Origin of the sequence: Halarcobacter anaerophilus (genome assembly GCF_006459125.1) — a bacterium.
Classification (GTDB): Bacteria; Campylobacterota; Campylobacteria; order Campylobacterales; family Arcobacteraceae; genus Halarcobacter; species Halarcobacter anaerophilus.
The window spans coordinates 1,778,207-1,801,558 of the sequence record NZ_CP041070.1 but is presented as its reverse complement, the minus strand read 5'-3'; the positions used below and the strand labels follow the sequence as shown (position 1 = coordinate 1,801,558).

At 29.5% G+C, this 23,352-nt stretch carries 24 protein-coding genes and 1 pseudogene; 16 read left to right on the top strand and 9 right to left on the bottom strand.

Features of this window, described 5'->3' with window-relative positions; translation table 11 throughout:
* Positions 1-3: 3 nt before the first annotated feature.
* The 5 genes from speA to AANAER_RS08865 are packed head-to-tail and all read right to left on the bottom strand — an operon-like array spanning position 4 to position 4,624.
* Positions 4-1,803 carry a biosynthetic arginine decarboxylase gene (gene speA / locus AANAER_RS08885; RefSeq protein WP_129080932.1) on the bottom strand — a complete coding sequence of 600 codons (1,800 nt, stop codon included), beginning with the start codon at positions 1,801-1,803 and terminating at the stop codon, positions 4-6.
* On the bottom strand, positions 1,803-3,020 hold the full coding sequence (gene hisS / locus AANAER_RS08880) for a histidine--tRNA ligase (protein WP_129080931.1): 1,218 nt from the start codon (positions 3,018-3,020) through the stop codon (positions 1,803-1,805). Before hisS ends, speA begins: the two co-directional genes overlap by 1 nt.
* The gene (gene tmk, locus AANAER_RS08875; protein WP_129080930.1) at positions 3,013-3,579 is read right to left on the bottom strand and encodes a dTMP kinase; all 567 of its coding nucleotides are present in this window, start codon (positions 3,577-3,579) and stop codon (positions 3,013-3,015) included. The genes hisS and tmk overlap by 8 nt, the downstream gene beginning before the upstream one ends.
* A complete protein-coding gene (coaD, locus tag AANAER_RS08870; protein WP_129080929.1) occupies positions 3,570-4,067 on the bottom strand; it encodes a pantetheine-phosphate adenylyltransferase in 498 nt (165 codons plus the stop codon). The genes tmk and coaD overlap by 10 nt, the downstream gene beginning before the upstream one ends.
* A gap of 2 nt (positions 4,068-4,069) precedes the next feature.
* Positions 4,070-4,624 (bottom strand): UbiX family flavin prenyltransferase, encoded by a 555-nt coding sequence (locus tag AANAER_RS08865; RefSeq protein ID WP_129080928.1) that lies wholly within the window; start codon positions 4,622-4,624, stop codon positions 4,070-4,072.
* Between the two features lie 223 nt (positions 4,625-4,847).
* Between AANAER_RS08865 and AANAER_RS08860 the strand changes: the two genes are divergently transcribed.
* The 16 genes from AANAER_RS08860 (at position 4,848) to AANAER_RS08785 (ending at position 16,101) form a co-directional block, all read left to right on the top strand.
* Positions 4,848-5,489, top strand: a complete 642-nt coding sequence (locus AANAER_RS08860; protein WP_129080927.1) for a recombinase family protein — start codon at positions 4,848-4,850, stop codon at positions 5,487-5,489.
* Positions 5,490-5,512: 23 nt separating this feature from the next.
* Entirely contained in the window at positions 5,513-6,157 is a 645-nt protein-coding gene (locus AANAER_RS08855) for a CBS domain-containing protein (protein WP_129080926.1), read from the top strand.
* A 112-nt stretch (positions 6,158-6,269) separates the two neighbouring features.
* The gene (locus AANAER_RS08850; RefSeq protein ID WP_129080925.1) at positions 6,270-6,935 is read left to right on the top strand and encodes a winged helix-turn-helix domain-containing protein; all 666 of its coding nucleotides are present in this window, start codon (positions 6,270-6,272) and stop codon (positions 6,933-6,935) included.
* A gap of 300 nt (positions 6,936-7,235) precedes the next feature.
* Positions 7,236-7,685, top strand: coding sequence for a 50S ribosomal protein L9 (gene rplI / locus AANAER_RS08845; RefSeq protein WP_129080924.1), 450 nt, complete (start codon positions 7,236-7,238; stop codon positions 7,683-7,685).
* Positions 7,686-8,222, top strand: coding sequence for an ATP-dependent protease subunit HslV (gene hslV / locus AANAER_RS08840; RefSeq protein ID WP_044418432.1), 537 nt, complete (start codon positions 7,686-7,688; stop codon positions 8,220-8,222).
* 6 nt (positions 8,223-8,228) lie between these two features.
* A complete protein-coding gene (gene hslU / locus AANAER_RS08835; protein ID WP_129080923.1) occupies positions 8,229-9,557 on the top strand; it encodes an HslU--HslV peptidase ATPase subunit in 1,329 nt (442 codons plus the stop codon).
* 69 nt (positions 9,558-9,626) lie between these two features.
* Positions 9,627-9,932: a hypothetical protein gene (locus tag AANAER_RS08830; protein WP_044418435.1), complete on the top strand. Its 306-nt coding sequence runs from the start codon at positions 9,627-9,629 to the stop codon at positions 9,930-9,932.
* Positions 9,929-10,717, top strand: coding sequence for a TatD family hydrolase (locus AANAER_RS08825; RefSeq protein ID WP_129080922.1), 789 nt, complete (start codon positions 9,929-9,931; stop codon positions 10,715-10,717). The genes AANAER_RS08830 and AANAER_RS08825 overlap by 4 nt, the downstream gene beginning before the upstream one ends.
* Positions 10,718-10,753: 36 nt before the next feature.
* Positions 10,754-12,157, top strand: a complete 1,404-nt coding sequence (locus AANAER_RS08820; RefSeq protein ID WP_129080921.1) for a lytic transglycosylase domain-containing protein — start codon at positions 10,754-10,756, stop codon at positions 12,155-12,157.
* The gene (locus tag AANAER_RS08815) at positions 12,144-12,956 is read left to right on the top strand and encodes a septal ring lytic transglycosylase RlpA family protein (protein WP_228711107.1); all 813 of its coding nucleotides are present in this window, start codon (positions 12,144-12,146) and stop codon (positions 12,954-12,956) included. The genes AANAER_RS08820 and AANAER_RS08815 overlap by 14 nt, the downstream gene beginning before the upstream one ends.
* A gap of 8 nt (positions 12,957-12,964) precedes the next feature.
* Complete coding sequence (gene hisB, locus AANAER_RS08810) at positions 12,965-13,537, top strand: imidazoleglycerol-phosphate dehydratase HisB (protein ID WP_044418441.1); 573 nt, start codon at positions 12,965-12,967, stop codon at positions 13,535-13,537.
* Complete coding sequence (locus AANAER_RS08805) at positions 13,534-14,031, top strand: KdsC family phosphatase (RefSeq protein ID WP_129080920.1); 498 nt, start codon at positions 13,534-13,536, stop codon at positions 14,029-14,031. Before hisB ends, AANAER_RS08805 begins: the two co-directional genes overlap by 4 nt.
* Positions 14,022-14,558 carry a hypothetical protein gene (locus AANAER_RS08800; RefSeq protein ID WP_129080919.1) on the top strand — a complete coding sequence of 179 codons (537 nt, stop codon included), beginning with the start codon at positions 14,022-14,024 and terminating at the stop codon, positions 14,556-14,558. The genes AANAER_RS08805 and AANAER_RS08800 overlap by 10 nt, the downstream gene beginning before the upstream one ends.
* A 4-nt stretch (positions 14,559-14,562) precedes the next feature.
* Positions 14,563-15,051 carry an LptA/OstA family protein gene (locus AANAER_RS08795; RefSeq protein ID WP_044418859.1) on the top strand — a complete coding sequence of 163 codons (489 nt, stop codon included), beginning with the start codon at positions 14,563-14,565 and terminating at the stop codon, positions 15,049-15,051.
* On the top strand, positions 15,048-15,650 hold the full coding sequence (yihA, locus tag AANAER_RS08790; RefSeq protein WP_044418444.1) for a ribosome biogenesis GTP-binding protein YihA/YsxC: 603 nt from the start codon (positions 15,048-15,050) through the stop codon (positions 15,648-15,650). Before AANAER_RS08795 ends, yihA begins: the two co-directional genes overlap by 4 nt.
* Complete coding sequence (locus AANAER_RS08785) at positions 15,640-16,101, top strand: N-acetyltransferase (RefSeq protein WP_129080918.1); 462 nt, start codon at positions 15,640-15,642, stop codon at positions 16,099-16,101. The genes yihA and AANAER_RS08785 overlap by 11 nt, the downstream gene beginning before the upstream one ends.
* A 22-nt stretch (positions 16,102-16,123) precedes the next feature.
* Here the strand turns inward: AANAER_RS08785 and AANAER_RS15080 are convergent.
* The 4 genes and pseudogenes from AANAER_RS15080 to AANAER_RS08760 all read right to left on the bottom strand — a co-directional run bounded on the left by AANAER_RS15080 (position 16,124) and on the right by AANAER_RS08760 (position 23,307).
* Positions 16,124-19,318: pseudogene (locus tag AANAER_RS15080) on the bottom strand (efflux RND transporter permease subunit).
* On the bottom strand, positions 19,311-20,078 hold the full coding sequence (locus AANAER_RS08770; protein WP_129080915.1) for an efflux RND transporter periplasmic adaptor subunit: 768 nt from the start codon (positions 20,076-20,078) through the stop codon (positions 19,311-19,313). Before AANAER_RS08770 ends, AANAER_RS15080 begins: the two are co-directional and overlap by 8 nt.
* A gap of 10 nt (positions 20,079-20,088) precedes the next feature.
* Positions 20,089-21,432 carry a TolC family protein gene (locus AANAER_RS08765; protein ID WP_129080914.1) on the bottom strand — a complete coding sequence of 448 codons (1,344 nt, stop codon included), beginning with the start codon at positions 21,430-21,432 and terminating at the stop codon, positions 20,089-20,091.
* A gap of 210 nt (positions 21,433-21,642) precedes the next feature.
* Complete coding sequence (locus tag AANAER_RS08760; protein ID WP_129080913.1) at positions 21,643-23,307, bottom strand: diguanylate cyclase; 1,665 nt, start codon at positions 23,305-23,307, stop codon at positions 21,643-21,645.
* Between the last annotated feature and the right edge of the window lie 45 nt (positions 23,308-23,352).

Genomic DNA, 23,352 nt, shown 5'->3' with positions numbered 1-23,352 from the left:
TCTTTAGCTCCATGTAGTTTTTAGATAACTGTTATCATGTAAATATTTTTTTAATACTTTATATGTTCTGTTATCTAAATTATTTTTCAACACCTCTTTTATCTCTTTTGTATCATAATCAATATCTTCTAAAATATCTATAATTTTTTGAGACTCTAAAATCTTTTCAAGTTTAACTTTACCTTTTTCAAAAACAACATTGATTTCCGTAGGATGCGAGAAAAGATTATGTCTCATGCCTAAAATATCTTGATATGCACCTACATGGAAAAATCCTAAATAGTACTCCTCTTTTTTTAGATTTACATCATGCAGTAAAAGAGGTTTTTGAGGATTAAAAGGAATCTCTCCGTCACTATCGCAGGTAATATCCCAAAGACTTGCGCTTCTTGTAGGATTTCTATTTAGATGAGTTATAGGCATTACGGGAAATTCTTGTTTGATTCCCCAAAAATCGGGAAGTGATTGGAATATAGAAAAGTTTACCAGATATTTTTCTTGAATTTTATTATCAATCCTTTTTAACTCTTCATAATCGTCAACTTCTAAAAGCCAAATAGCTTTTTTTATAATTAAATTTGCCAAAATCTCTGCATTGCTTCTATCTTCTAAATCAATATAACCTAAATCGAAAAGTTTTAATAAAGAATCAAGGTGGTCAATACTGTCGTGCATATATTCTAAAGCGGTTTTTGAATTCATATCATTATAAAGCTCTCTTAACTCTTCAATCAAAGGAGGATTTTTCTCTTTTAATCTTAAATGTTGAGCATCATATTCTGCCGTAAAAAGTTCAAGAACAGGAGTTATTAAAACAGTCGAAGAAGCAGAAATAAATCTTCCTGATTCCGTGAAAATATTCGGTTCTTCTACACCTTTTTGTTTAGCAATATTTTTAAGTGTAAAGACAACATCATTTGCAAACTCCTGAAGGTGATATTGTGCCGTTCTTTGAAACTGTGAATATTCAACGGCTAATCCACCCCCTATATTAATAGCACTTAAATTTGTTGCTCCTAGATTTTTAAGTTCGGCATATATATGACCTGCCTCTTTTAAAGCATTTTTTAAAGGTTTAATTGTTTTCATAGAAGAGCCTATATGAAAATGAATCATAGTAAGAATATTTGTCAGATTATTCTCTTCTAACATCTCAAAAGCTTCAAGTATTTCTGTTGAACTCAATCCGAATTTTGCGTCAATTCCTCCCGATTTTGCCCAGGCTCCGCTTCCTGCATTAAAAAGTCTTGTTCTAATTCCTACGTTTGGAGTAGGCAAAGAAGTCTCTTTTTCTACTTCCAATATAGTTTCAAGTTCATTTAAACCTTCAATAATAATAGTGATATTATGTCCCATTTTTTTTGCAATAAAACCTAAATGAATCATCTCTTTATCTTTGAAACCGTTTACTGTAATGGGAGCTCCTATTTTATTATAGGTCATTGCCAAAAATAGTTCAGCCTTACTTCCTGCTTCTAAACCGTAGTTATATTTTTCTCCGCTATTTATCAAAGGCATAAGGAAGTTTGGTAATTGATTTACTTTTAAAGGAAAAACAGCATTAAATTTTCCTTTATAGTCATACTCTTTGATTGCATTTGTATAAAGCGTATATAGTTTTTCTATCTGTTTTTCAATTAAATGAGGAAATCTAAAAAGAAGGGGACCCTTATAATCCTTTTCTCTTATCTCTTTTACCATCTCTATTAATGATGGTTTTGATGCATAATTTAATTTGACTACACCCTCTTCAATTATAAAATTATCATCTGCCCAAATATCAATACCATAATTTTCCAATATTAAAAATCCTCTAGTTTTATAGTTTTTTCTTCTTTAGTTTTTAAATTTTTAGTGTAAATAGTTCCTTCTTTTATCTCGTTTTCACCTATTAAAGCAACTATTGTAGCACTATTTTTTTCGGCAATTTTAAAATGTTTTCCAAAACCTCTTGGAGTATATTCAATAAAAGTTTTATAATCTTTTCTTTTTTTTGCAGCAACTTTTGTTAATACATTTAATGCCTCTTCACATAAAGCACCCAAATAAATACTCTCTTTTTTTACATCTTCTGTTTTTATTAATTCTAAAAGTCTTTCAATACCTATTGCAAATCCTATTCCCGCAGTAGGTCTTCCTCCTAAAAATTCAACAAGTCTGTCATATCTTCCTCCACCTGCAATTGCACTTTGAGCTCCAATCTCATTTGAAGTAAACTCAAAAGCAGTTTGAGAATAATAATCTAAACCTCTTACTAAGTTTGTATCTATTTCATACTCTATATTGTTAAAATCTAAAATCTCTTTTAATTTCTCAAAATCCGTATCACATTTTTCACAAAGATTATGAGTGATTTTTGGAGCATTGTATAAGAGTTTTTGACAGTTTTCAACTTTACAATCCAAAACCCTGATTGGATTTGTTACTATACGTCTATTACAATCTTCACAAAGCTCTTCTTTAATATTTGTTAAATAATTAACAAGCTTTTCTCTATACACCGGCATACATGTTTGGCATCCCAAAGAGTTGATTTGTAATTTGAAACCTATTTTGAAAAAATCTAAAATATCTTTTATCATCATAATGATATTTGCATCTTCATAAACAGAACTTACTCCAAAAACTTCACAACCGAATTGGTGGAACTCTCTTAATCTTCCTTTTTGAGGTCTTTCATATCTAAACATCGGTCCATAATAATACCATCTATAATTTCCGCCGGCTCTGTCAAGTTTATTTTGAACAAAACTTCTAACAACTCCTGCCGTACCTTCAGGTCTTAGACAGACATCGTTTTCACCTTTATCGATAAATTGGTACATCTCTTTATTTACAATATCCGAACTCTCTCCGACTGATCTTTTAAAAAGAGAAGTCTCTTCTAAAATGGGAGTTTCGATATAAGTAAATCCATAATTTTTTGCGATTCTTGAAGCATTTTCTATAAAGTAGGTAAAGAGTTCACTATCTTTATCTAAAATATCATTCATTCCTCTTAAGCTTTGAATATTAGCCATTAATAAAATCCTCAATTCTTTTTGAAATTTCTTCAATGCTTAAAGCAGCATCTATATAAATATGATTTAAATTTAACATCTCTACAGTTCTTTTCATTCTATTTTGAATATCAATCAAATAATCAATTCCTCTTGATTCTATAGAATCGTTTGATTTGCCTTGAAGCCTTTTGGTAAGCTCTTCTTTTGATAGTTCAAGCAGTATAACGTGAGTAGGTAAAGTATTTGATGTTGCTATTAAATTAAGTGTTGTAACGATTTCCAAAGGCATATTTGAAGCATATGCAATACCGCTTATTACACTTCTGTCGCTTATTACCATTTTCTCTTTGTTCGGTTTTACCACTTCATTTATATGTTCGGCTCTATCGGCCAAAAAAAGGAACATTTCCGCAATTTTACTTTTTGCTTCACCGTTTAAAGCCATTTCTCTTAGTTTCAGACCTATTTTTGTTCCTCCGGGCTCTTTGGTAAAGATTGCATCTTGATATTTGTTTTTTAGTATATCAAGCTGGGTTGATTTTCCTGCCGTATCTACACCTTCGATTACTACATACATTCTAAAACCTCACTTGGAATCAAATGCTCAAACTTACCGTTAAATCGTATTATTTCTCTTACTATAGTTGATGAGACAAAAGCATTTTCCAAAGTAGGCATTAGATAAAGTGTTTCGATTTTTTTATTTATAGATGAGTTTGCATAACCCATTTGCAGTTCATATTCAAAATCCGAAACAGCTCTAAGTCCCCTGATAATAGTATTAATATTTAAATCAGTAGCTAAATCAACCAATAAAGTATCAAACCCTATAACTCTTACACCTTTTAGATGTTTTGTTGCTGCTTTTGCAAAAGCAACTCTTTGTTCATGGGAAAACATAGGTTTTTTTAATTCGCTTTTTGCGACTGCTATTATTACTTCATCAAAAATATTTGTTGCTCTACATACAATATCCATATGCCCGTTTGTAATTGGGTCAAAAGTCCCGCTGTATATGGCTTTTTTGTATGTACTTTGATTATCTCTTTTTTTACAATCTGACATATTTATTTCCATCTTTCATATAAGTTATGTTCGATTTTTAATAAATCAAACCATTTTCCAATCATAAAATCTTCCATTAACTCCAAAGAGTTTTGCTTTGAATAATAGGCTAAAACAGGGGGTGCTATAATAACTCCCAACTGTGAAAGCTTGTGCATATTCTCTAAAGCTATTGCTGAAAAAGGCATCTCTCTTGGAGCTAAAATTATCTCTCTTTTTTCTTTAAACATAACTGTAAATGCTCTTGTAATTAAATTATCTGAAATTCCAACTGCACATTTTGCCAATGTATTCATAGAACAAGGGAGAATAATCATTTTATCTGTTTTGAAAGAGCCTGAAGATATGGGGGCTTCAATCTCATTCTCTTTAAAAAAATGAAATCTGCCGGAATCTTTTAAAACTTCTTTTAAATCAATTCCGTCTTCAAGTTTCAGGGATTTTTCGGCACTTCTTGATATTACGATAAAAGCTTCAACACTTTTGGGCAAATTTTGAATAAATTTAACTGCTAATCTTGCCCCGCTTGCGCCTGTTATTGCTACAACTAATTTCACTTTCAAAACCTTTAGTAGTTTTATTAAGAGATAAATATTAGCTAAAAAAGCCTTTATTTTCAAAAGCTAAAAAAAGTTGATAAAAAGATTATAAAGGAGCATAGATTTTAAGAAAAAAATAAGATAAAATGGTATATCATATTGTATAATAAAAAAAGATCTTAAAATATACATTATGTATATTTTTAAAATTAAAATTAATAAAATTGTTAAAGGATTAAAGATGTCTAAAATTTTCAGTTTTGTAAGAGTCAATAACAACAATGAAGTCTATACCAAAACCCAAAGAAAGGGTTTGAAAGATTATGAGCAAAATAACAATATTTCAGTTTACAAAGAGATTGAAATTGTTATAGATACTCCTGATGAAGAAAAAAACATGTTGGAGTTTTTAAAAAGCTGTGAAATCTCATCAACTCTTTTGGTTTATGATTTAAATGTTTTCGGTAGAACTATAGAGACGATTTTAGAGATAGTTAAATTTCTTCTTTCAAATAAAATCAGAATTATCGTAATAAAACAGAATTTGGATTTAATAGATGACAAAGATATGTTAACCCAAATGATTTTAGGTGTGATTTCTATGACTGTTCATTTAGAAAAAGATTTAATGAGTTTAAGAACAAAAGAGGCATTAACTGCAAAAAAATTAAAAGGCGAAAGTCTGGGAAAACCAAAAGGTACAATTCAAAAATCAAAATTTGATAAACAAAGAGATAAAATCGAAGAGTTGTTAGCCGTAGGTTTGTCAGTTAGAAAAATAGCAAAACTTTTAGGGTATAATAATCACATAGGATTAAATAATTACGTTAAAAAAAGAAATATAAGACACAATTTGCCGAATACTTTAGATATAGCCAGTTGAAACCGAAATAAAAAAGGGTAACAATGTTTGCAATATATAATAACAACGGTTTGAGTTTTAGAAGTACCGTTGATAATCTTTACTCACTTCCAAATGTTGATTCTATTGCAAGATCAAGAAATGATGTAAAAGAAGGTTTACCCAAAAATCATTCATCAAAAAGAAAAAAAAGAATTTATGAAGAGGCTTCTTTAGAAGATGCAACACAAATTTATAAACGTGTTGCAAATCTTGATACTACCCAAGAGATTTATCATGTTCAAGATTTGATGACCAAAGAAGTAGTTGTTTTAACTCAAAACAGCACTTTACAAGAAGCTTATGACTTGATGGAAGATAAGCAGATTAGACAAATCCCCGTTCTTAATAATGAAGATGAAAAAAAAATTGTTGCTATGGTTAATCAAAAAAATATATTAAATGCCGTAATGGATGATATAGATTTCTCTTCTTCGACTGTTAAAAGAACTCTTGCAAGTTTTGATTTAGGTGAAGTTATCACAGCAGATCCGATAACAGATATAAGAAGAGTTGCAAAAGTTATGGTTGATTTTAGTTTAACGGCAATTCCTATTGTTGACCAAGAAGATAATCTTTTAGGAATAGTTTCAAGAGCAAATATCCTAAAAGCAGTTGCAAATACTCCGCCTCTTCAAATTTGGGGATAATTTATATTAGAGTAAATTAATCAAAATTAATTAATTTTTGTTTTAAACTAACAAATAATTAATAAATAAGTTATATAATTAAATTCAGATATGTGTACAAATGGAGAATCTTTTGAAAGCATTAAGAATCTTAGTTTTGGAGAATGGTCTCGGTTCTATCTCTGACTTTGTTGAAGTTCTTAAAAGTGATGGTTTTTATTTAGATATTTGTGAAAACAGTAATGACTTTTTAGAATCCATTTACAACAATCATTATGATTTGTATATTATTGAGATTAATGAAAAAACACCCCAAAGATTTAAGTTAATAAAACTTTTAAATGATTATCAAGATATTACGATGAAGATGGTAATAGCTTCAAAACCCAATCTTATGAAACTTTCACTTTTTTACGGTTGTGATGAATCTATTCTTAAAAATATAGATTCTGATGAAACACTTTTTAGAATTAAAGCTTTAATAAGAAGACAGTTTAAAATTCATTCAGATTCAATCTGCTTATGTAGAAACATAGAGTATGATATTTTCAAAAAAAGAGTTCTAAAAAATAAAAGTGAAATCTCTTTAGGAGAAAAACCTCTTAGAATAATAGATTATCTTTTAAAATTTAGAGGCTTTTTCGTATCTTCGGAAAATCTTGAAAACGGAGTTTATCCTGCCAATAGTAAAAACAAAAACGGTTCAATCAGATTTCATATACATAAAATAAGACAATTAATAGGTGAAGATATAATTATCTCAAACAGAACTAACGGGTATAAAATAAATATTCACTAAAAGCTAAGTCTTCTAAGAAACTCTTTTTTTAATTTTCTTTTTATAAGTGGTCACTTTAAATTTTAAGTTTAGGAAAATCAACTCTTATCAGAAAATTAGTAGGAGGAGACTGACTTAAGTTAATTTAGATGGAAAATTATCTAAAGCGACCAAGTTATATAATTGTAAAATTACATTGTTAATTTTCTGTTTGATTATAGAAACAAAAGAGTTTTTTTAAGCAAGTTCTAAATTTTGACCTTAATACTTGCTTCAAATAGTTTATAGTAAAATATTCAACTTTTAAAAATTGGAGATGTTATGAAAGTATTATTAATTAAAGATGTAAAAGGTACAGGTAAAGCTGGAGAGGTAAAAGAGGTAAAAGACGGTTACGGTAAAAATTTTTTAATTGCAAAAGGTTTTGCTCTTCATGCAACACAAGAGGTACTAGATAATTATAAAGAAGAACAAAGATTAAAAGCAGAGCAAGAAGCAAAAGAGGTTGCAATAGCTGAAGAAGTAGCTCAAAAAATAGATTCAACAAAACTTACAATAAAACATAAAATAGGTGCAAACGGAAACTTAATAGGTTCTGTTACAAATAAAGAGATTAGTGAAGCTTTAAAAGAACAATTTGATATAGAACTTGATAGAAAAGCTATTACTTTAAGAGATAAAATAAAATCAACAGGAATTTTTGAAGTGGATTGTAAGCTTGGGCACTCTGTTCATGCCGTTTTAAAAGTAGATATTATTGGAGAAGAATAGATGTTTGAAGCAACTACGATACTTGCATACAAAGGACAAGAACAAGCAGTAATAGGAGGAGACGGTCAAGTAACTTTCGGAAATGCTGTTTTAAAAGGTAATGCTACAAAAATAAGAAAGTTGTACAAAGATCAGATTTTGGCTGGATTTGCGGGAAGTACGGCAGATGCTTTTAATCTATTTGATATGTTTGAAGGGCATTTGGAGTCTTGTAAAGGTGATTTGTTAAAAGCCGTAATTGCTTTTTCCAAAGAGTGGAGAAAAGATAAAGTTCTAAGAAGACTTGAAGCTATGATGATTGTTTTAAATAAAAAGCATATTTTTATTCTTTCTGGAAACGGAGATGTAGTTGAACCCGAAGACGGAAGTATAGCTGCAATAGGAAGCGGAGGTAATTTTGCTATCTCAGCTGCGCGTGCTTTAGCAAAACATTCAGATTTAAAACCGATTGATTTAGTAAAAGAGTCTCTTATGATTGCAGGAGATCTTTGTATTTATACAAATCATAATATTAAAATATTAGAAATAGAGGATTAATAAATAATGGAATTAACACCAAAGCAAATTGTAAACTATTTAGATGATTATATTATCGGTCAAGATAATGCAAAAAAAACAATCGCTCTTGCTTTGAGAAACAGATACAGAAGAATGAATGTAGAACCTGAACTTAGAGAAGAGATTATGCCTAAAAATATTTTGATGATAGGTAGTACGGGAGTCGGAAAAACAGAGATTGCAAGAAGACTTGCAAAAATGATGGGCTTGCCGTTTATTAAAGTTGAAGCATCAAAATATACGGAAGTAGGTTTTGTAGGTAGAGATGTTGAGTCTATGATTAGAGATTTAGTTTATGAATCAATAACTTTAGTAACAAGAGAGTTTGAAGAGAAGATAAAAGATAAAATAGATGAAGAGATAAACAGACAGATTATTGAAAAACTTGTTCCTCCTCTTCCTGAAACTGCAAGTGAAAGTGCCAGAGAATCTTTTATTAAAACATATAATAAAATGGAAGAGAAATTAGTATCAGGTGAGCTTGATGAGAGAAAAATAGAGATTGAAATTCCTAAAAAAACCCATGTAGAGATTATAGACTCTTCAATTCCTATGGATATGACCTCTATGCAAGAGAGTCTAAATAAAATGTTAGGCGGTCTAAATAAAGAGAAAATCAAAAAAGAGGTAAAAATCAAAGATGCAAAAATTCTTTTAAAAGAGGTTGCAAGCGATAAACTTCTTGATAAAGAGGCTATTAAAATTGAAGCTATTAAAAGAGCTGAAAACGGCGGTATTATTTTTCTTGATGAAATTGATAAAATTGCAACAGGTTCAAAAACCCAAAATCAAGATCCGAGTAAAGAGGGTGTACAAAGAGATTTACTTCCTATAGTTGAAGGAAGTACTGTTCATACAAAATTCGGTCAAGTAAAAACAGATCATGTTTTATTTATTGCAGCAGGTGCTTTTCATGTATCAAAACCTTCTGATCTGCTTCCTGAACTTCAAGGAAGATTTCCTTTAAGAGTTGAGTTGGAAAATTTGGATGAAGAGGCATTATATAAAATCTTGACAAATACGAAAAACTCACTTTTAAGACAATATCAAGCTCTATTAAAAGTTGAAGATGTAGATTTAGAGTTTACTGACGATGCCATAAGAGCTTTTGCAAAATATTCCGTTAGCGCAAATGAAAAAACCGAAGATATCGGTGCAAGAAGATTGCATACCGTTATTGAAAAAGTTATTGAAGATATCTCTTTTGAAGCAGATGAAAAAGCCGGAGAAAAAGTTATTATCTCAAAAGAACTTGTTGAAGAGAAACTTGAAGAGATTGTAGATAATGTAGATACGGCAAGATATATTTTATAATTAATGATAGTTTAAATCTGTTATTAATTTTTTTTAGATAGAATTTGTTAAATAAGTCAGGAGAGAATAATGAAGATAGTAACTTTTTGTAATGTGGATAATTCATTAATTGATTCAAAGCATACGGTAGAACACTTTCAAAGTGGAGAAACATCAGGTGCAGATGTAGCAATTTTGGATATTAACTCAATATTTGATTTTGAAGAAAATAAGCATGATGCTTGTTCTGAAAAATTTGCAACAATTGCTATTATCGAAGATGACAGCGATTATGATGCTTTCAAAAACTTTGGAATAGATGCTTGGATAAAATCTGCTGACCTAGCAGATATAAATGAGCTGTTAAATCTAATCGAAAAAAGGTTTTTATCATAATTATAGATACTCACTGCCATTTGGACAACGAACAATATTACGATGATATTGACAATGTTATAAAACATGCCCTTGAAAACAAAGTCAAAGGTTTTTTAATCCCCGGAGCGGATTTTAAAGATCTTCCCCAAGCTATAAAACTAGCGGAAAAATATGACGAAATATTTTTTGCTGTAGGAATCCACCCTTACGATATAGAAAAATATGATGAAAAAGTTATGCAAGAGTATATAAATCATCCTAAGTGCATAGCCGTGGGTGAATGTGGATTAGACTATTTCAGACTTCCTGAAGACAAAGAAGAAAAAGAAGCAGTAGTAAAAAAACAAAAAGAGGTTTTTGAAGCACAAATAGAGTTTGCTAAAAAAGTTAACAAACCTTTAATTGTTCATATAAGAGAGGCTTCAAACGATTCAAGAGAAATTTTAATAAACAGTAATGCAAAAGAAGTAGGCGGTGTTCTTCACTGTTTTAATGCAAGTGAACATCTCCTACCCTTATGGGAACATAACTTCTATTTTGGAATAGGCGGAGTATTAACTTTTAAAAATGCAAAAAAATTAGTTGAAATACTGCCTAAAATTCCCAAAGAGAAACTAATAATTGAAACAGATGCTCCTTATTTAACTCCTCATCCTTATAGGGGAACAAGAAATGAACCTTATTATACTAATTTAGTTGCAGATAAAATATCTGAACTTTTAAATATGAGTAGAGAAGAGGTTGAAAACCTTACTACAAATAATGCAAAAACCCTATTTAAGCAGTTTTCTAAAATTATTTAGATAAAATATTTCCTATTTTAAAGAATAGGATATAATTTGAAAAAATTTTTATTTTCATTTTTGATTTTTTCTGCTTATTTACATGCAACACTTACAGGTGCTAATTTTACGCAAAGAGATGTTCATATTTTAGAAGATTTAGATATAAATCCCTCTTTTATTACAGATTACAAACTACAAGAGATTTATGAAAAGTTACAAAATCAAGCTAGTATGGAACATTATATTAAAAAGTTTGAAGAGGCATCAATCTTTCTTCCTCGAATAAAAGAGATATTAAGAGAAGAGGGAATTCCAACTTCATTTATTTATATGGCAATGGCTGAATCTTATTTCACGATAGATGCAAGATCTAATGCAAAAGCAACAGGACTTTGGCAATTTATGTATGAAACAGGAAAAAGATACGGATTAAACAGTAATATCTATGTTGATGAAAGAATGGATTTGGTTAAATCAACAGTTGCCGCAACAAAATATTTAAAAGCTCTTCATAAAAGATTCGGAAAATGGTATTTAGCTGCAATTGCATATAACTGCGGTGAAGGTAGAGTTGTTGAAGCTTTAACAAGAGCAAGCTTGGATTTATATATTCAAAAAAATCCTAAACTAAAATCAGATAAAAAAATTAAAGAGTATAGAAAAGTTATTTATGATTATCAAAAAAGAAGAACTAGATTTAAAAATTTAAGAGCAGTATATAAAGAAGTTCAAAAATTGGGAATAAGACCTGAATTAGAGTATTTATTAAGAGTTCAACCCAAAGTAGGAAGACAATATCTTCCTCAAGAAAGCAGAAGATATATAAGAAAAATCATATCGTTCGGGATGTTAAATTCACAAAATTTTATCAAAATTGATGAAAACTCTCATCTTCTTAATATGGGAATCTCAAAAACTATAGCAACAGTTCCCGTAAAAGGTGGATTACATCTTAAAAATATAGCAAAAGCAATAGATATGTCTTATGATGATTTATTAAATCTTAACAAACATATAAAACAGTCGATAATTCCACCTACAAAAAAATATTATACGATAAATATTCCATATGATAAACTTACATTGTTTAATAAAAACAGTGCTTCGATAAAAGATACAAAATTTGCAATTCACGTGGTTAAAAGCGGAGATACTCTGTACGGTATTTCAAGAAAATATAAAGTTCCTTTGAAGTTAATAAAAGAGTATAACCATCTAAAAACTACAAGATTGGCATTAAGACAAAAAATAGAACTGCCTATTCCCAATGATATGATAGGAAAAATAAATTTTACACTTTTTGATGATAGAAAAAGAACTAAAAATTATATAGTTAAAAACGGAGATTCTTTATACTCTATTGCAAAGAAATATAAAGTAGACGTAAAAAAACTTATGAGAGATAATAAGTTAAAAACAACGCTTTTAAAAATAGGAGATAGTATTGTTATTAGATAAATATAGATTAAGTACTACGACTCTTTTTATCTCTTCTTTGATTTTTTTCACCGGATGTTCTCAAAAATCAACTTGGAGCGGTTCTTCAAACGGCTTCTGGGGCAGTAAAACATATAAAGATATTCCCCAGCAAAAAATAAAAAATTCAAAAGCTATGTATAGAGCAACTATGCGACCCTATCAAATTGCAGGCAAATGGTATTATCCGACTTTGGCAAAAGTTGGTGATGTGCAAAGAGGAATTGCTTCTTGGTACGGACCTAATTTTCATGCAAAAAGAACTTCAAACGGCGAAATTTATAATATGTACGGTATGACTGCCGCACATAAGACTCTACCTATGAATACGATGGTTAGAGTTGATAACCTGGATAACGGAAAATCAACTATTGTTAGAATAAACGATAGAGGACCTTTCGTATCGGGAAGAATTATAGATTTATCAAATAAAGCAGCCCATGAAGTAAATATGGTAGGAAGAGGAACTGCAAATGTTAAAGTTACGGTTCTTGGTTTCCATGCAAAAATTGCAAAAACAAAACAAGAAAAAGCTGAAACGGCAACAGTCGGTAAGTATTATGTTCAAGTGGGAGCCTTTAGAAGATTAGAGGGTGCAAAAATTACTAAAAGAAAATTTGAAATGATACTTGAAGATAGATATAATGTCGTAATAAAAGAGGGTATTTATTTAGATGAACCTATTAACCGTGTATGGGTTGCAGGTTTTAGATCTCAAGAAGAGGCTACAGACTTTAAAGAGTCAAACGGCTTAAGTAGTGCAATGATTATTGCCGAATAGGAAAATTGATGACTGAATTAAATAGAAAAACAAAAGAGACCGATATTAGTTGTAAAGTAGATATTAAAGGTTCAGGTAATTCGAAAATTGATACTGGAGTAGGGTTTTTCGATCATATGTTGGAGGCTTTGTCAAAACACAGTGGAGTTGATATTGAATTAACCTGTAAAGGAGATCTTCATATAGATGCTCATCATAGTGTGGAAGATTGCGGAATAGTTTTGGGAAAAGCGTTAAAAGATGAAATCTTTCCTATAAAAAATGTCGAAAGATACGGAAATGCAACCGTTGTGATGGATGAAGCTGCAACTACCTGTGCTTTGGATTTGTCAAATAGACCATTTTTAGTGTATGAAGTAAATATCAGCGGAAAAGTAGGGGAGTTTGATGTTGAACTAGCCGAAGAATTTTTTCATGCTTTGGTTATGAATTCAGGACTTACGGCGCATATTATAAATGAAAGAGGAAGAAATAAACACCATATATTAGAAGCTAGTTTTAAAGCTTTTGCAGTAGCATTAAGAAGAGCTATGGTTATAAATGAAAAACTTGGAGTTCCTAGTACAAAAGGTGTATTATGATTGAACTTATTGTTCTTGATGTTGACGGTACCTTAACCAACGGCGGGATAACATACACAAGCAACGGTGATGAGCTTAAAACTTTTGATGTAGCAGACGGTTTGGCAGTTGCTACTTGGACTAAAAAGCTTGGTAAAAAAGCGGCAATTATTACAGGAAGAAACTCTTTAATTGTTGAAAGAAGAGCAAAAGAGTTGAAAATCAATTTTCTTTTTCAAGGCGTTGATAATAAAGATCATGTTCTTGAAAATATTTTAAAAAAAGAGAATATCTCTTGGAATCAAGTTGCCGTAATAGGTGATGATTTAAATGATTATAAGATGTTGAAAAAAGCAGGATTGTCTTTTTGTCCCGCTTCCGGTTCAAAATATATAAAAGAGATTGTAAATATCGTATGTAAAAATCCCGGCGGCAAAGGTGCAGTACGGGAAATGATAGAGTATATTATAAAAGAAGACGGTTTGGAAGAGGAATTTATTAAATCATGGTTATAAGAGTTTTCGTTTTTTTATTATTTGTTTTATCTGTGGGAAGTTATTTTATTCCTTTAGAGGAGAATCCAAACGATAAAAAAGATAAAGATAGTCCTTTATTGATTTTTGTTGATTCTACTATGTATACTTTGGATACTGAAAGTATGAATAGAATAATTTTTGCCAAAAAAGCTATTAGATATGAAGATAGAGATGTTATGTATGACGGCTCTTTAATGTCAAAAAGCATGGATAAAAACAATAAAGAGATTGCAGATAATCTTTTAGCCGATTTGATAATAAAAAGAGGAGATGATTTTAAATTTTTAAATGATGTGAAATTTACAAGAAATGATTATTTATCTTTAAATACTGATGAATTATTGTATAATGCCAAAACAAAAATTGCCACAAATACTCTGCCTTTTGACGGAACATATTTTGATAACTCTTTAAAAGGTGAACATATTTACTTAGATTTGAATAAGTATTATATGAAGGCTTTAAATACTCATTTTGAAATAGAAATAGAAAAAAAAGGAAAATAATAATATGAAATTTTTATTTGCTATTTTAGCACTAACTTCAATGCTTTTTGCCGCAACAGAAAAACTGATAATAGATTCAAGTCATTTTGAGACAAATGATGCAACAGGTTTAACCGTATTTACGGGTAATGTAAAGTTACGAAAAAGTTTGGATAAATTAAATTCGCAGAAGTTGGAGATATTTATGCCTCCTAAGAGCAAGGGTAAAGCTAAAGAGCCTCTTAAATATGTTGCAACGGGAAAAGTAGATTTTGAAATTCACTCTAACGGAAAAATCTATAAAGGAAAAGGCGATAAAGTAATCTATAATCCAAAAAAACAAGAGTATACTGTTATTGGTAATGGATATATAAAAGAAGAAGTTGAACAAAGAGAATTAATGGGTGAAAAAATATTTATCAACCAATTAAGTGGAAATGCCAGAGTTGTGGGTAAAGAGGATAAACCTGTTAGATTTATTATTAATATAGAAAGCGGATCTAAAAAAGAATGAAAATAGTTGAAGCAAATTTTTTAACTTCTGCCCAAAGTATTATAGACTCTCCTAGTCCAGATAAAGCCGAAGTTGCTTTTTTGGGAAGAAGTAATGTAGGAAAATCTTCTTTGTTAAATACTTTAACAAATAGAAAAGGTTTGGCAAAATCTTCATCAACTCCCGGGAAAACCCAGTTGATAAACTATTTTGATATAAAGTTTAAAACTCAAAACGAAGAGTTACCTTATATGTATGCAAGATTTGTAGATCTTCCCGGTTTCGGTTATGCAAAGGTTTCAAAAAGTTTAAAAAAAGAGTGGAATAAGAATTTAACGGGATATTTAGAGCAAAGACCCTCTTTGCAGATTTTTGTTCATTTAATTGATGCAAGGCATCCGACTTTGGATATAGATAAAAACGTTGATGAATTTTTAGAATCAATTAAAAGAGGAGATCAAATCATTATTCATGCTTTTACGAAAATTGATAAATTAAAGCAGAATGATTTGCAAAAGTTAAAAAGAGAGTACCCTAAGGGTATATTTATTTCAAACCTCAAAAAAAGAGGTGTTGATCAATTACAAAGTGCGATTACAGGATATCTTTTTGGAAATTAAATTTTTTAAGCCTGATGTAACACATATAAAGGCTATGCAAGAGCTTGTTCAAGAAGAGGTTGACAAAGGTATTATTCTTCTTAGAACAGAAGATGAAATGGCAAATACTATAAGATCTTATACTGTTGTTGAAGTAGATGGTAAAATAGCAGGTTTTACTGCACTTCATATTCATTCAATCAGACTATCAGAGGTTAGAAGTCTTATTATATCAAAAGAGTATAGAGGGCTGAAACTCGGTAAAAAACTTGTAGAAGCCTGTATCAAAGAGGGTAGAAAACTGGGATTACAACAGATTTTATCTTTAACTTATCAAAAAGGTTTTTTTGAGAGTTTAGGGTTTTATGAAATTGAAAAAGAGAAGATTCCCGAACATAAAATCTGGGCTGATTGTATTAGATGCAAATATTTCCCAGTATGTGAAGAAATAGCAATGGTTTATGACCTTTAAAGGTTACCTTAGAAGGTAACTTTTAAAGAATTTTTCTTATTTGATTTCTTATAATAACAGGTACAAAAAACATTGATACTACGTAAGAGATTAATGTTCCACCTATTAAAGCAACTCCAAGTCCTCCAAAAACCGCATCCGTAGCTAAAAGAGAAGAAGCAAAAACCATAGTAAGCACGGTTAAAATAATAGGTTTTGATCTTGTTGCCGTTGCTTTTGCAATGGCTTCATTTATTGTTAATCCTTTTTCTTGAACTAACTGTTTTGTAAAATCTATAATAAGCGTAGAATTCCTTGAATTTATACCTATAAGACCTATAAATCCTATTAAGGAAGTAGCTGTCAAATAAAAGGTATCCGTAGTTATTAAATCCATTATAATATGGGCAAAAATAACTCCTATTATTGATACGAAACTTGATAAAACAATTCCCCCTGAAATAGCAAAACTTTTATAATATACAACCATAAGAAAAAAGATTAAAACCATAGCTATAATAAAAGCCGTACCCAAATCAATAAAAGTATCAATAGTAACTTTTAGTTCACCGTCCCATACAAGTTTAAACTTTTCTCCTGATATTTTATCAGTAAATTCAAGATTCAAAAGGTTTGATTTGCTAACTTCGTACTTAGAATCAAAATTATTTAAGAATTCGTTTCTTGCACTAAGAAGAGGATAGATTTGACTATCTTTGTCTGTTTCTGCAATAACATTAATCATAGGATTTAAATCTTTTGAAGTTAGAGTCGGTTCTTTTTTTATTTTTTTTATTTCTACTAATTCAGTAAGAGGAATAGTAAAACCGTTTTTATTAATCAATTTCAAAGTTGAGAGTTTGTTTAAAATCTCCTCTTTTTTATTTGAATCGAAGACTCTTTGATCGTCAAGTCTTAGGAAAATAGGCACTTGGCTTTGTGAATCTTTTTCATTTACGACTGATAATACAACACCTTCATATGCAATATAGATAATATTTTTTACTTGGTCTAAAGATAATCCGCTTTTTATAATTTTGTTATTATCCAAAATAATCTCATATTTATTATAACTATCTTCTGCCATTACATCGACATCTACTAAACTTTTTTGCTCTTTTAAAACCTTTTCTACTTTATATGCAAATTCGCGTCTGCTTTCAAAAGAGTCTCCTCCATATATCTCTGCAACAATAGAAGCAAGAACGGGAGGTCCAGCAGGAAGTTCTATTAGCTTGATATTTGCATCATAATTAGAGCATTCTTGAAGTTCCTCCCTAATAGAGCTTACAAAATTATAACTGCTTATATCTCTGTTTGCCTCTTTTTTTATATTTACCATAATTTCAGCTTGAGACTGCTTGTCTTTTAAGGCACTTTGTTTTACCAAAGCTGCAAAATCCAAAGGGTGACCTTCTCCTATAAAAACTGAAACATCGGTAACTAAATCTTTGATAATCAATTTTTTTGAGATACATGAGGTAACTTCTTTTGTCTGCTCTTTTGAAGAGCCGTCTTTTAAATCAACATATACAGAAAAAGTATCTGAGTCTTTACTTGGAAGCATTTTGGCTTTTACTATTTTTGTAGGGAAAGTTGCAACGCCTAAAATAAAAAGAACTAAAGTTATAATATATACTAAAAGAGATTTTTTCGGGCTTTGAATTATTTCATAAATAAATTTTTCTAATTTCATTTTAAAGCCTTATAAAAATTTTCTAACTAAATATGGAGTAAAGACATAAGCAACAATTAATGATACAATCAAAGCAATAGGTACGAAAACAGGAAGAGGGTGCATAAATTGACCCATCATACCGCCTACGAAAAACATAGGCAAGAAAGTCATTATAATAGCAACCGTAGCTATATTTGTAGCATTTCCAATCTCGTTTGTAGCATTTATTGATAGAGTTTTTAAATCAGTTTTGTTTTTATCCTCTTTTTTATGTCTTACGATGTTTTCAATTACGATAATTGCTGCATCAACAAGCATTCCAAGACTTACAATTAGAGCAAAAAGTGTGATTCTGTTAATCGTCTCTTCCATCATAAAACCTATAAAAAGAGTTAATGATAAAATCATAGGAACCAAAAGGGAAACTATCATTGCCTCTTTTAATCCTAGAGAAAAAATAAGTAAAATTGCAATTATCAAAATAGAAATCAAAAGATTTTGCACTAAAGAGTTTACTGCATTATTTGCAGTATAACCGTCATCTCTTGTTATTACATATTTAATTCCTTTTTTTTCTAAAGTGCTTTTGATAGAATCTATATAAGCAAAAATATCTTCATTTATAGTAACCGAGTTCGCTCCTTTTAGTTTAGATACCATAAGGGTTACTTGTTCTATTGCTTTATCTTTTGTATCTTTTTTATAAAGATATGCCTCTTTTTTATTTTGGATATCATAACTTCTTGAAATTTTTGCAATATCTTTTAAATAAACGGGAGTATTAAAATTATAAGAGATAATAATATTTTCCAAATCTTTTTTTGATTCAATAGCATTTTTTATACTAAGAACCATCAAATCTCCTGTTTTATTGTCTGCATTGATATTCGGAGTAGTTAGAGACAAAGCTTTTATCTGTTTTGCAATTTGTCCTAAAGATAGATTATAAGCGGCTATTTTATTTGCATCAACTTCTATATTATATTGAGGTTTTTTTTCTCCTTTTAAATCAACTAGGGCAACTTTATCTATTTTATTGATTTCATAGGCTATTTTGCTTACTTCATTATATAAATCGCTGGATGAAACAGCTTTATGATTGGAATAAAAAGCAATAGTAGCAATAGGAATATCGGTATCAATATCCATTGTTTTTATAATTGGAGTTAATGCACCTTTGGGCATATTATCCATATTTCTCATTACTTGGTCATATAGTTTGAGATTTGATTCCTCTTTATCTTCTCCTATATAGTATTGCACTTGTACTATTCCTACGGAATCTTTTGCATAAGAGAAAATATGCTCAACCCCTTTTATCTCTCTTATTTTTTTCTCTAAAGGTTCTATAATTACTTTTTTAATCTCACTAGGTCTTGCTCCGGGCAGAGGGACGATTACTGCTCCGCCGCTTACTTTTATTTGAGGGTTCTCTTCTCTTGGCATAAACTCTAAAGAGATAAAACCCAAAAGAAGAATAAAAATACTTAAAATAAAAGTTAAGGGGTGGTCAATAAAAGTTTTAGCTAGTTTTCCTGCAATATTCAGTTTATTATTCATTTTTATCCAACTTTAAATAGATTTTACTATACATTCCGGGATATATATGTTTATCTTTTTTATCAAAAGATATTTTTACCGTAAAAGAGTGGGTCATATTTTGTACGTTTGGGATTATTGATGCAACTTTTCCTTTTGTTCTCAGATTAAGTGATTCAATAATAATATCCACATCTTGACCGATTTTTATTTTTCCTAAATTACTCTCATTTATATCTGTTTTTATTTTTAGACTCTCCAAATCAGATAAAATCATAGCTGGGGCGCTAGGCATTGCCATTTCTCCGCTTTTGATACTTTTTTTAATAATCAAACCGTCATTGGGTGCTCTTATTTTAAGGTATCTGTATTGATAATTTACCTCTTTTAATTTGGCTTTTGCAATAGAAATCATATTTTTAATATTTCTTAATTTTAACTCTAACTGCTCTAAATCATATTTTGGAACCAAATCTTTTTCATATAATCTTTTATATCTTTCATAATTGGTTTTTACATTATTAAGATTATTCTCTTGAATTTGGAGATTTAACTGGGCTTGTTGTTTATTGCTGTCAATATTCGTAGAATCAATTTCATAAAGCAAAGCGCCTTTTTTTACAAAATCACCTTCATTTACGTAAACTTTTTTTATAAAGCCCATGTATCTGCTTGTAATGATTTTTTCATTATCCGAAATAACGGTTCCGCTTAACTCAAGTGCATTTAAATTTGTTATACTAAAAAAAAGTATAACCATAGATATAAGTATTTTTTTCATATTTAACCTTTTACTCTCTTAACCTTTTACCTGAAACGAGATTTACCCTTGCAAGAGCTAAAGAGAGTTCATAATTTGCCATTATTAAAGAGGCTTCGTTCTCTCTATATATTGCCTCTTGTTTTAAAAGTTCAGTCATAGGAATCAACTGATTTTTATACATAAGTTTGGATTGTTCCAAAACCTCATTTGCAAGTTGTTTTGCCTCTTTTTTCTCTTTAAATGTTTTTCTTTTTGCTTTTAGATTTAATAAAGCTTTTTGTACATCAAGTTTAATAGCATCTTTTAAATGGTTTAAACCTAAAGCCGTTTTATTTAAAAGTATTTTGCTTTTTTGTTTATCTATACTTCTCGTATTATCAAAAAGTGTATATTTTATTCCTAACATACCCATATAATAATCTTTGTTGCTGTCAAATGTAATTTTATCATCATTAAAACCGTACTCTAAATATGAGTAGATATTGGGATAATATGAAGAGTTACTAAGCTGCACGTTTTTTTCCATGCTTTTTTCTTGCTCTTTTACGATTTTTAGATCATCTCTATTGCTAATTGCGGTATTATATAAAGTGTTATAATCAAAATCCTCACAAATTATCATTTTTAAGGCTTGAACATCGCTTATATTATCTTGTGAAGTTAAAAAGTTTAAATAGGCAATAGCTATATTGAATTTATTTCTAGCTTCGGTTAATTTACTTTGAACATTTAGTTCATGTACTCTGGCTTGTTTTTTATCTATTTTTGTAACAAGTCCCTCTTTATAAAACTCATTTGCCGCTGTTACAAAAAGATTTACCGACTCTTTTGCTTTTTGTGTAGCTTTTATAAACTCTTTTGCTACAACGGCTGCATTATAAGCTTTAAGTACTTCAAATTCCAAAGATTTTTCATCAAGATTTAATTTTAACTGTTGAGCTTTATGGGCAATTTTCATCATATCTTCTTGTGTTTGCAGTTTGAAGCCTGTAAACAAGGGAATTTCATAAGTCAGTTTTGTATTAAAATTATCTCTGTAATCGGGATAATTTAAATCTTTTGGCTGAGTATCAATTCCTTCATCCATTTGAGCAAATCCAAAGTCTCTAAAAGTAGCCTCTCTTGAAGATAGTTTATTATTAAAAACATATCCTGCGTGGTTGGTTCTGCTCATTTCATGTTTTAAATCCAATTTTCCGTATGAGTAAGATTTTACTTTTTTTATATCAAGATTTGCATTTTCTATATCTAGTTTTTGTGATTTTAGTTGGAGGTTATTTTCAAGAGTTAGATTTAGTGCTTTTTCAAAGTCAACGGTTTGTGAAAAAAGATAATTATTTATTAATAATATATATAAGATTAATTTATACATTGCCCATCCTAAGGTCTATTTAAAAAGGGATTATACAAAAAAAAATCTAATTTTTCTACAAAAAGAATTATTATTTAAAATTATCTTCTTTTTTCTTTGTCAGGTATGCTAAAAGTAACACTACAACGGTAATAGCCGCGAAACTTATAATTTCATTGGTCAGATTTTGCATTTTGCCCCTTTTTTATATTAACTATACTATAAAAAAAATTATAAGTTTGATACAACTTTGTTTCTTCCCGAATTTTTTGCTTTATATAGAAGTAAATCTGCCTCTTTGTAGATATCTTCAAAACTTTTTACCTCTTTTGAAGCTTTACAAACTAAACCTAAAGATATGGTTATTTTATCCGAGATTTTACTGTTTTTATGCTCTATATTTAGATTTTCTATACTATTTTTTAGTGATTGACTAAACTGTATTGCATTTTCAACGGTTTTGCTTTTAAAGATTATTGCGAACTCTTCTCCTCCAAGTCTGAAGTAATAATCATCTTTTCTTTTTAGGGTGTTTCTTAGGGTATTGGCTACTTCTTTTAAAACTTTATCTCCTTTATTGTGCCCGTAAGTGTCGTTATATTGTTTGAAAAAATCAATATCAATCATTAAAAATGAAAAAAAGTTATTTTCTCTTTTTAAAGAGTTTAATAATCCAGGTAAAATATTTTCCAAATATCTTCTATTGTAAAGTCCCGTTAAAGGGTCGGTTATCGAAATTTTTTCTATAATTTTTTTATCGCTTATATCTTCTCTTATTGAGCTGTAACCGATTTTTTTGCCATAGCTGTTAAAAATAGGGAAAATCGAAGCTTTTATCCAATAAGAAGTTCCGTCTTTTCTTCTGTTTTTTATTTCACCTCTCCAGGTTTTATTTGAAAGTATAGTTTCCCACAAATCTTCATAAAACTCTTTTGACATTTTTTCATCTTTTAAAAGACTATGATTTTTTCCTAAGAGTTCCTTTTTCGAGTAACCGCTTATTTTACAAAAAGCTTTTGAAACATAATTTATATTTCCTTGCAAATCTGTAGAAGATAAAATAACGTGTTCATCTACCAAACTTATATATTTTTTTATCTCTTTATTTGCTTTGTTTAGTTTATTGTTTGTTTTTTCTATTAACTTGATCTCTTCTCTAAATTCAATATATAAATAATACAAAGCGATTATATATGCACTTAACCTTAACAGATGCCATAACCACCATTGTAAATCCCAAATTTCGGAAGAAACGAATAAAATTCCCGCAATACCGAATAACAAAGTGTGACCCGCAAAGAGATAATCATTTATATTTTGTTTTTTTATATAATCAAATAAAAATTTATAAGAAGCAATAAAAAAACCTACTCCTCCGATAAAATTCAATAAATCTGCCGTAATAGTAAAAGTTTTATCTTCATTTATCATTTCAGGAATATAATCAATAAAAACAATAGAGAGTATAGAAACGATAATTGCAAAAAGAGATACTAAAAGAGGAATAAGCTTATATATTTTTTTTGAGACTATTTTATTATTAATCCAAACGGTAATAAAAAGAGTTCCACCTAAAAATACCGCTATTGAGTGTAACCATACAAAGAGTTTTCCTGGCATTACAATTCCGTGAAAAATATCGATTATTCCCATTGTTAACAAAGCAATGGTAATCCGGTTATATTGGGTAAGAAGATGTTTTTTTGAATATTTAAAATAAAAAATCATTGAAATAACTATTGCAATCACTCCTCCTGAAACTTCAAATCCTGAGTGAAGAGGGATACTTATATATTTCATATTTAAATAATGATTTAAAAAATATCCTAATATTACAGGGAAAAAAATTGTAAGAAAAATAAGCATCAACAGATTAATTTTTATTTTATTATTCAAATTAAACCTTATTTATGGCGTTAAAGTTAATTATACACAACTTTT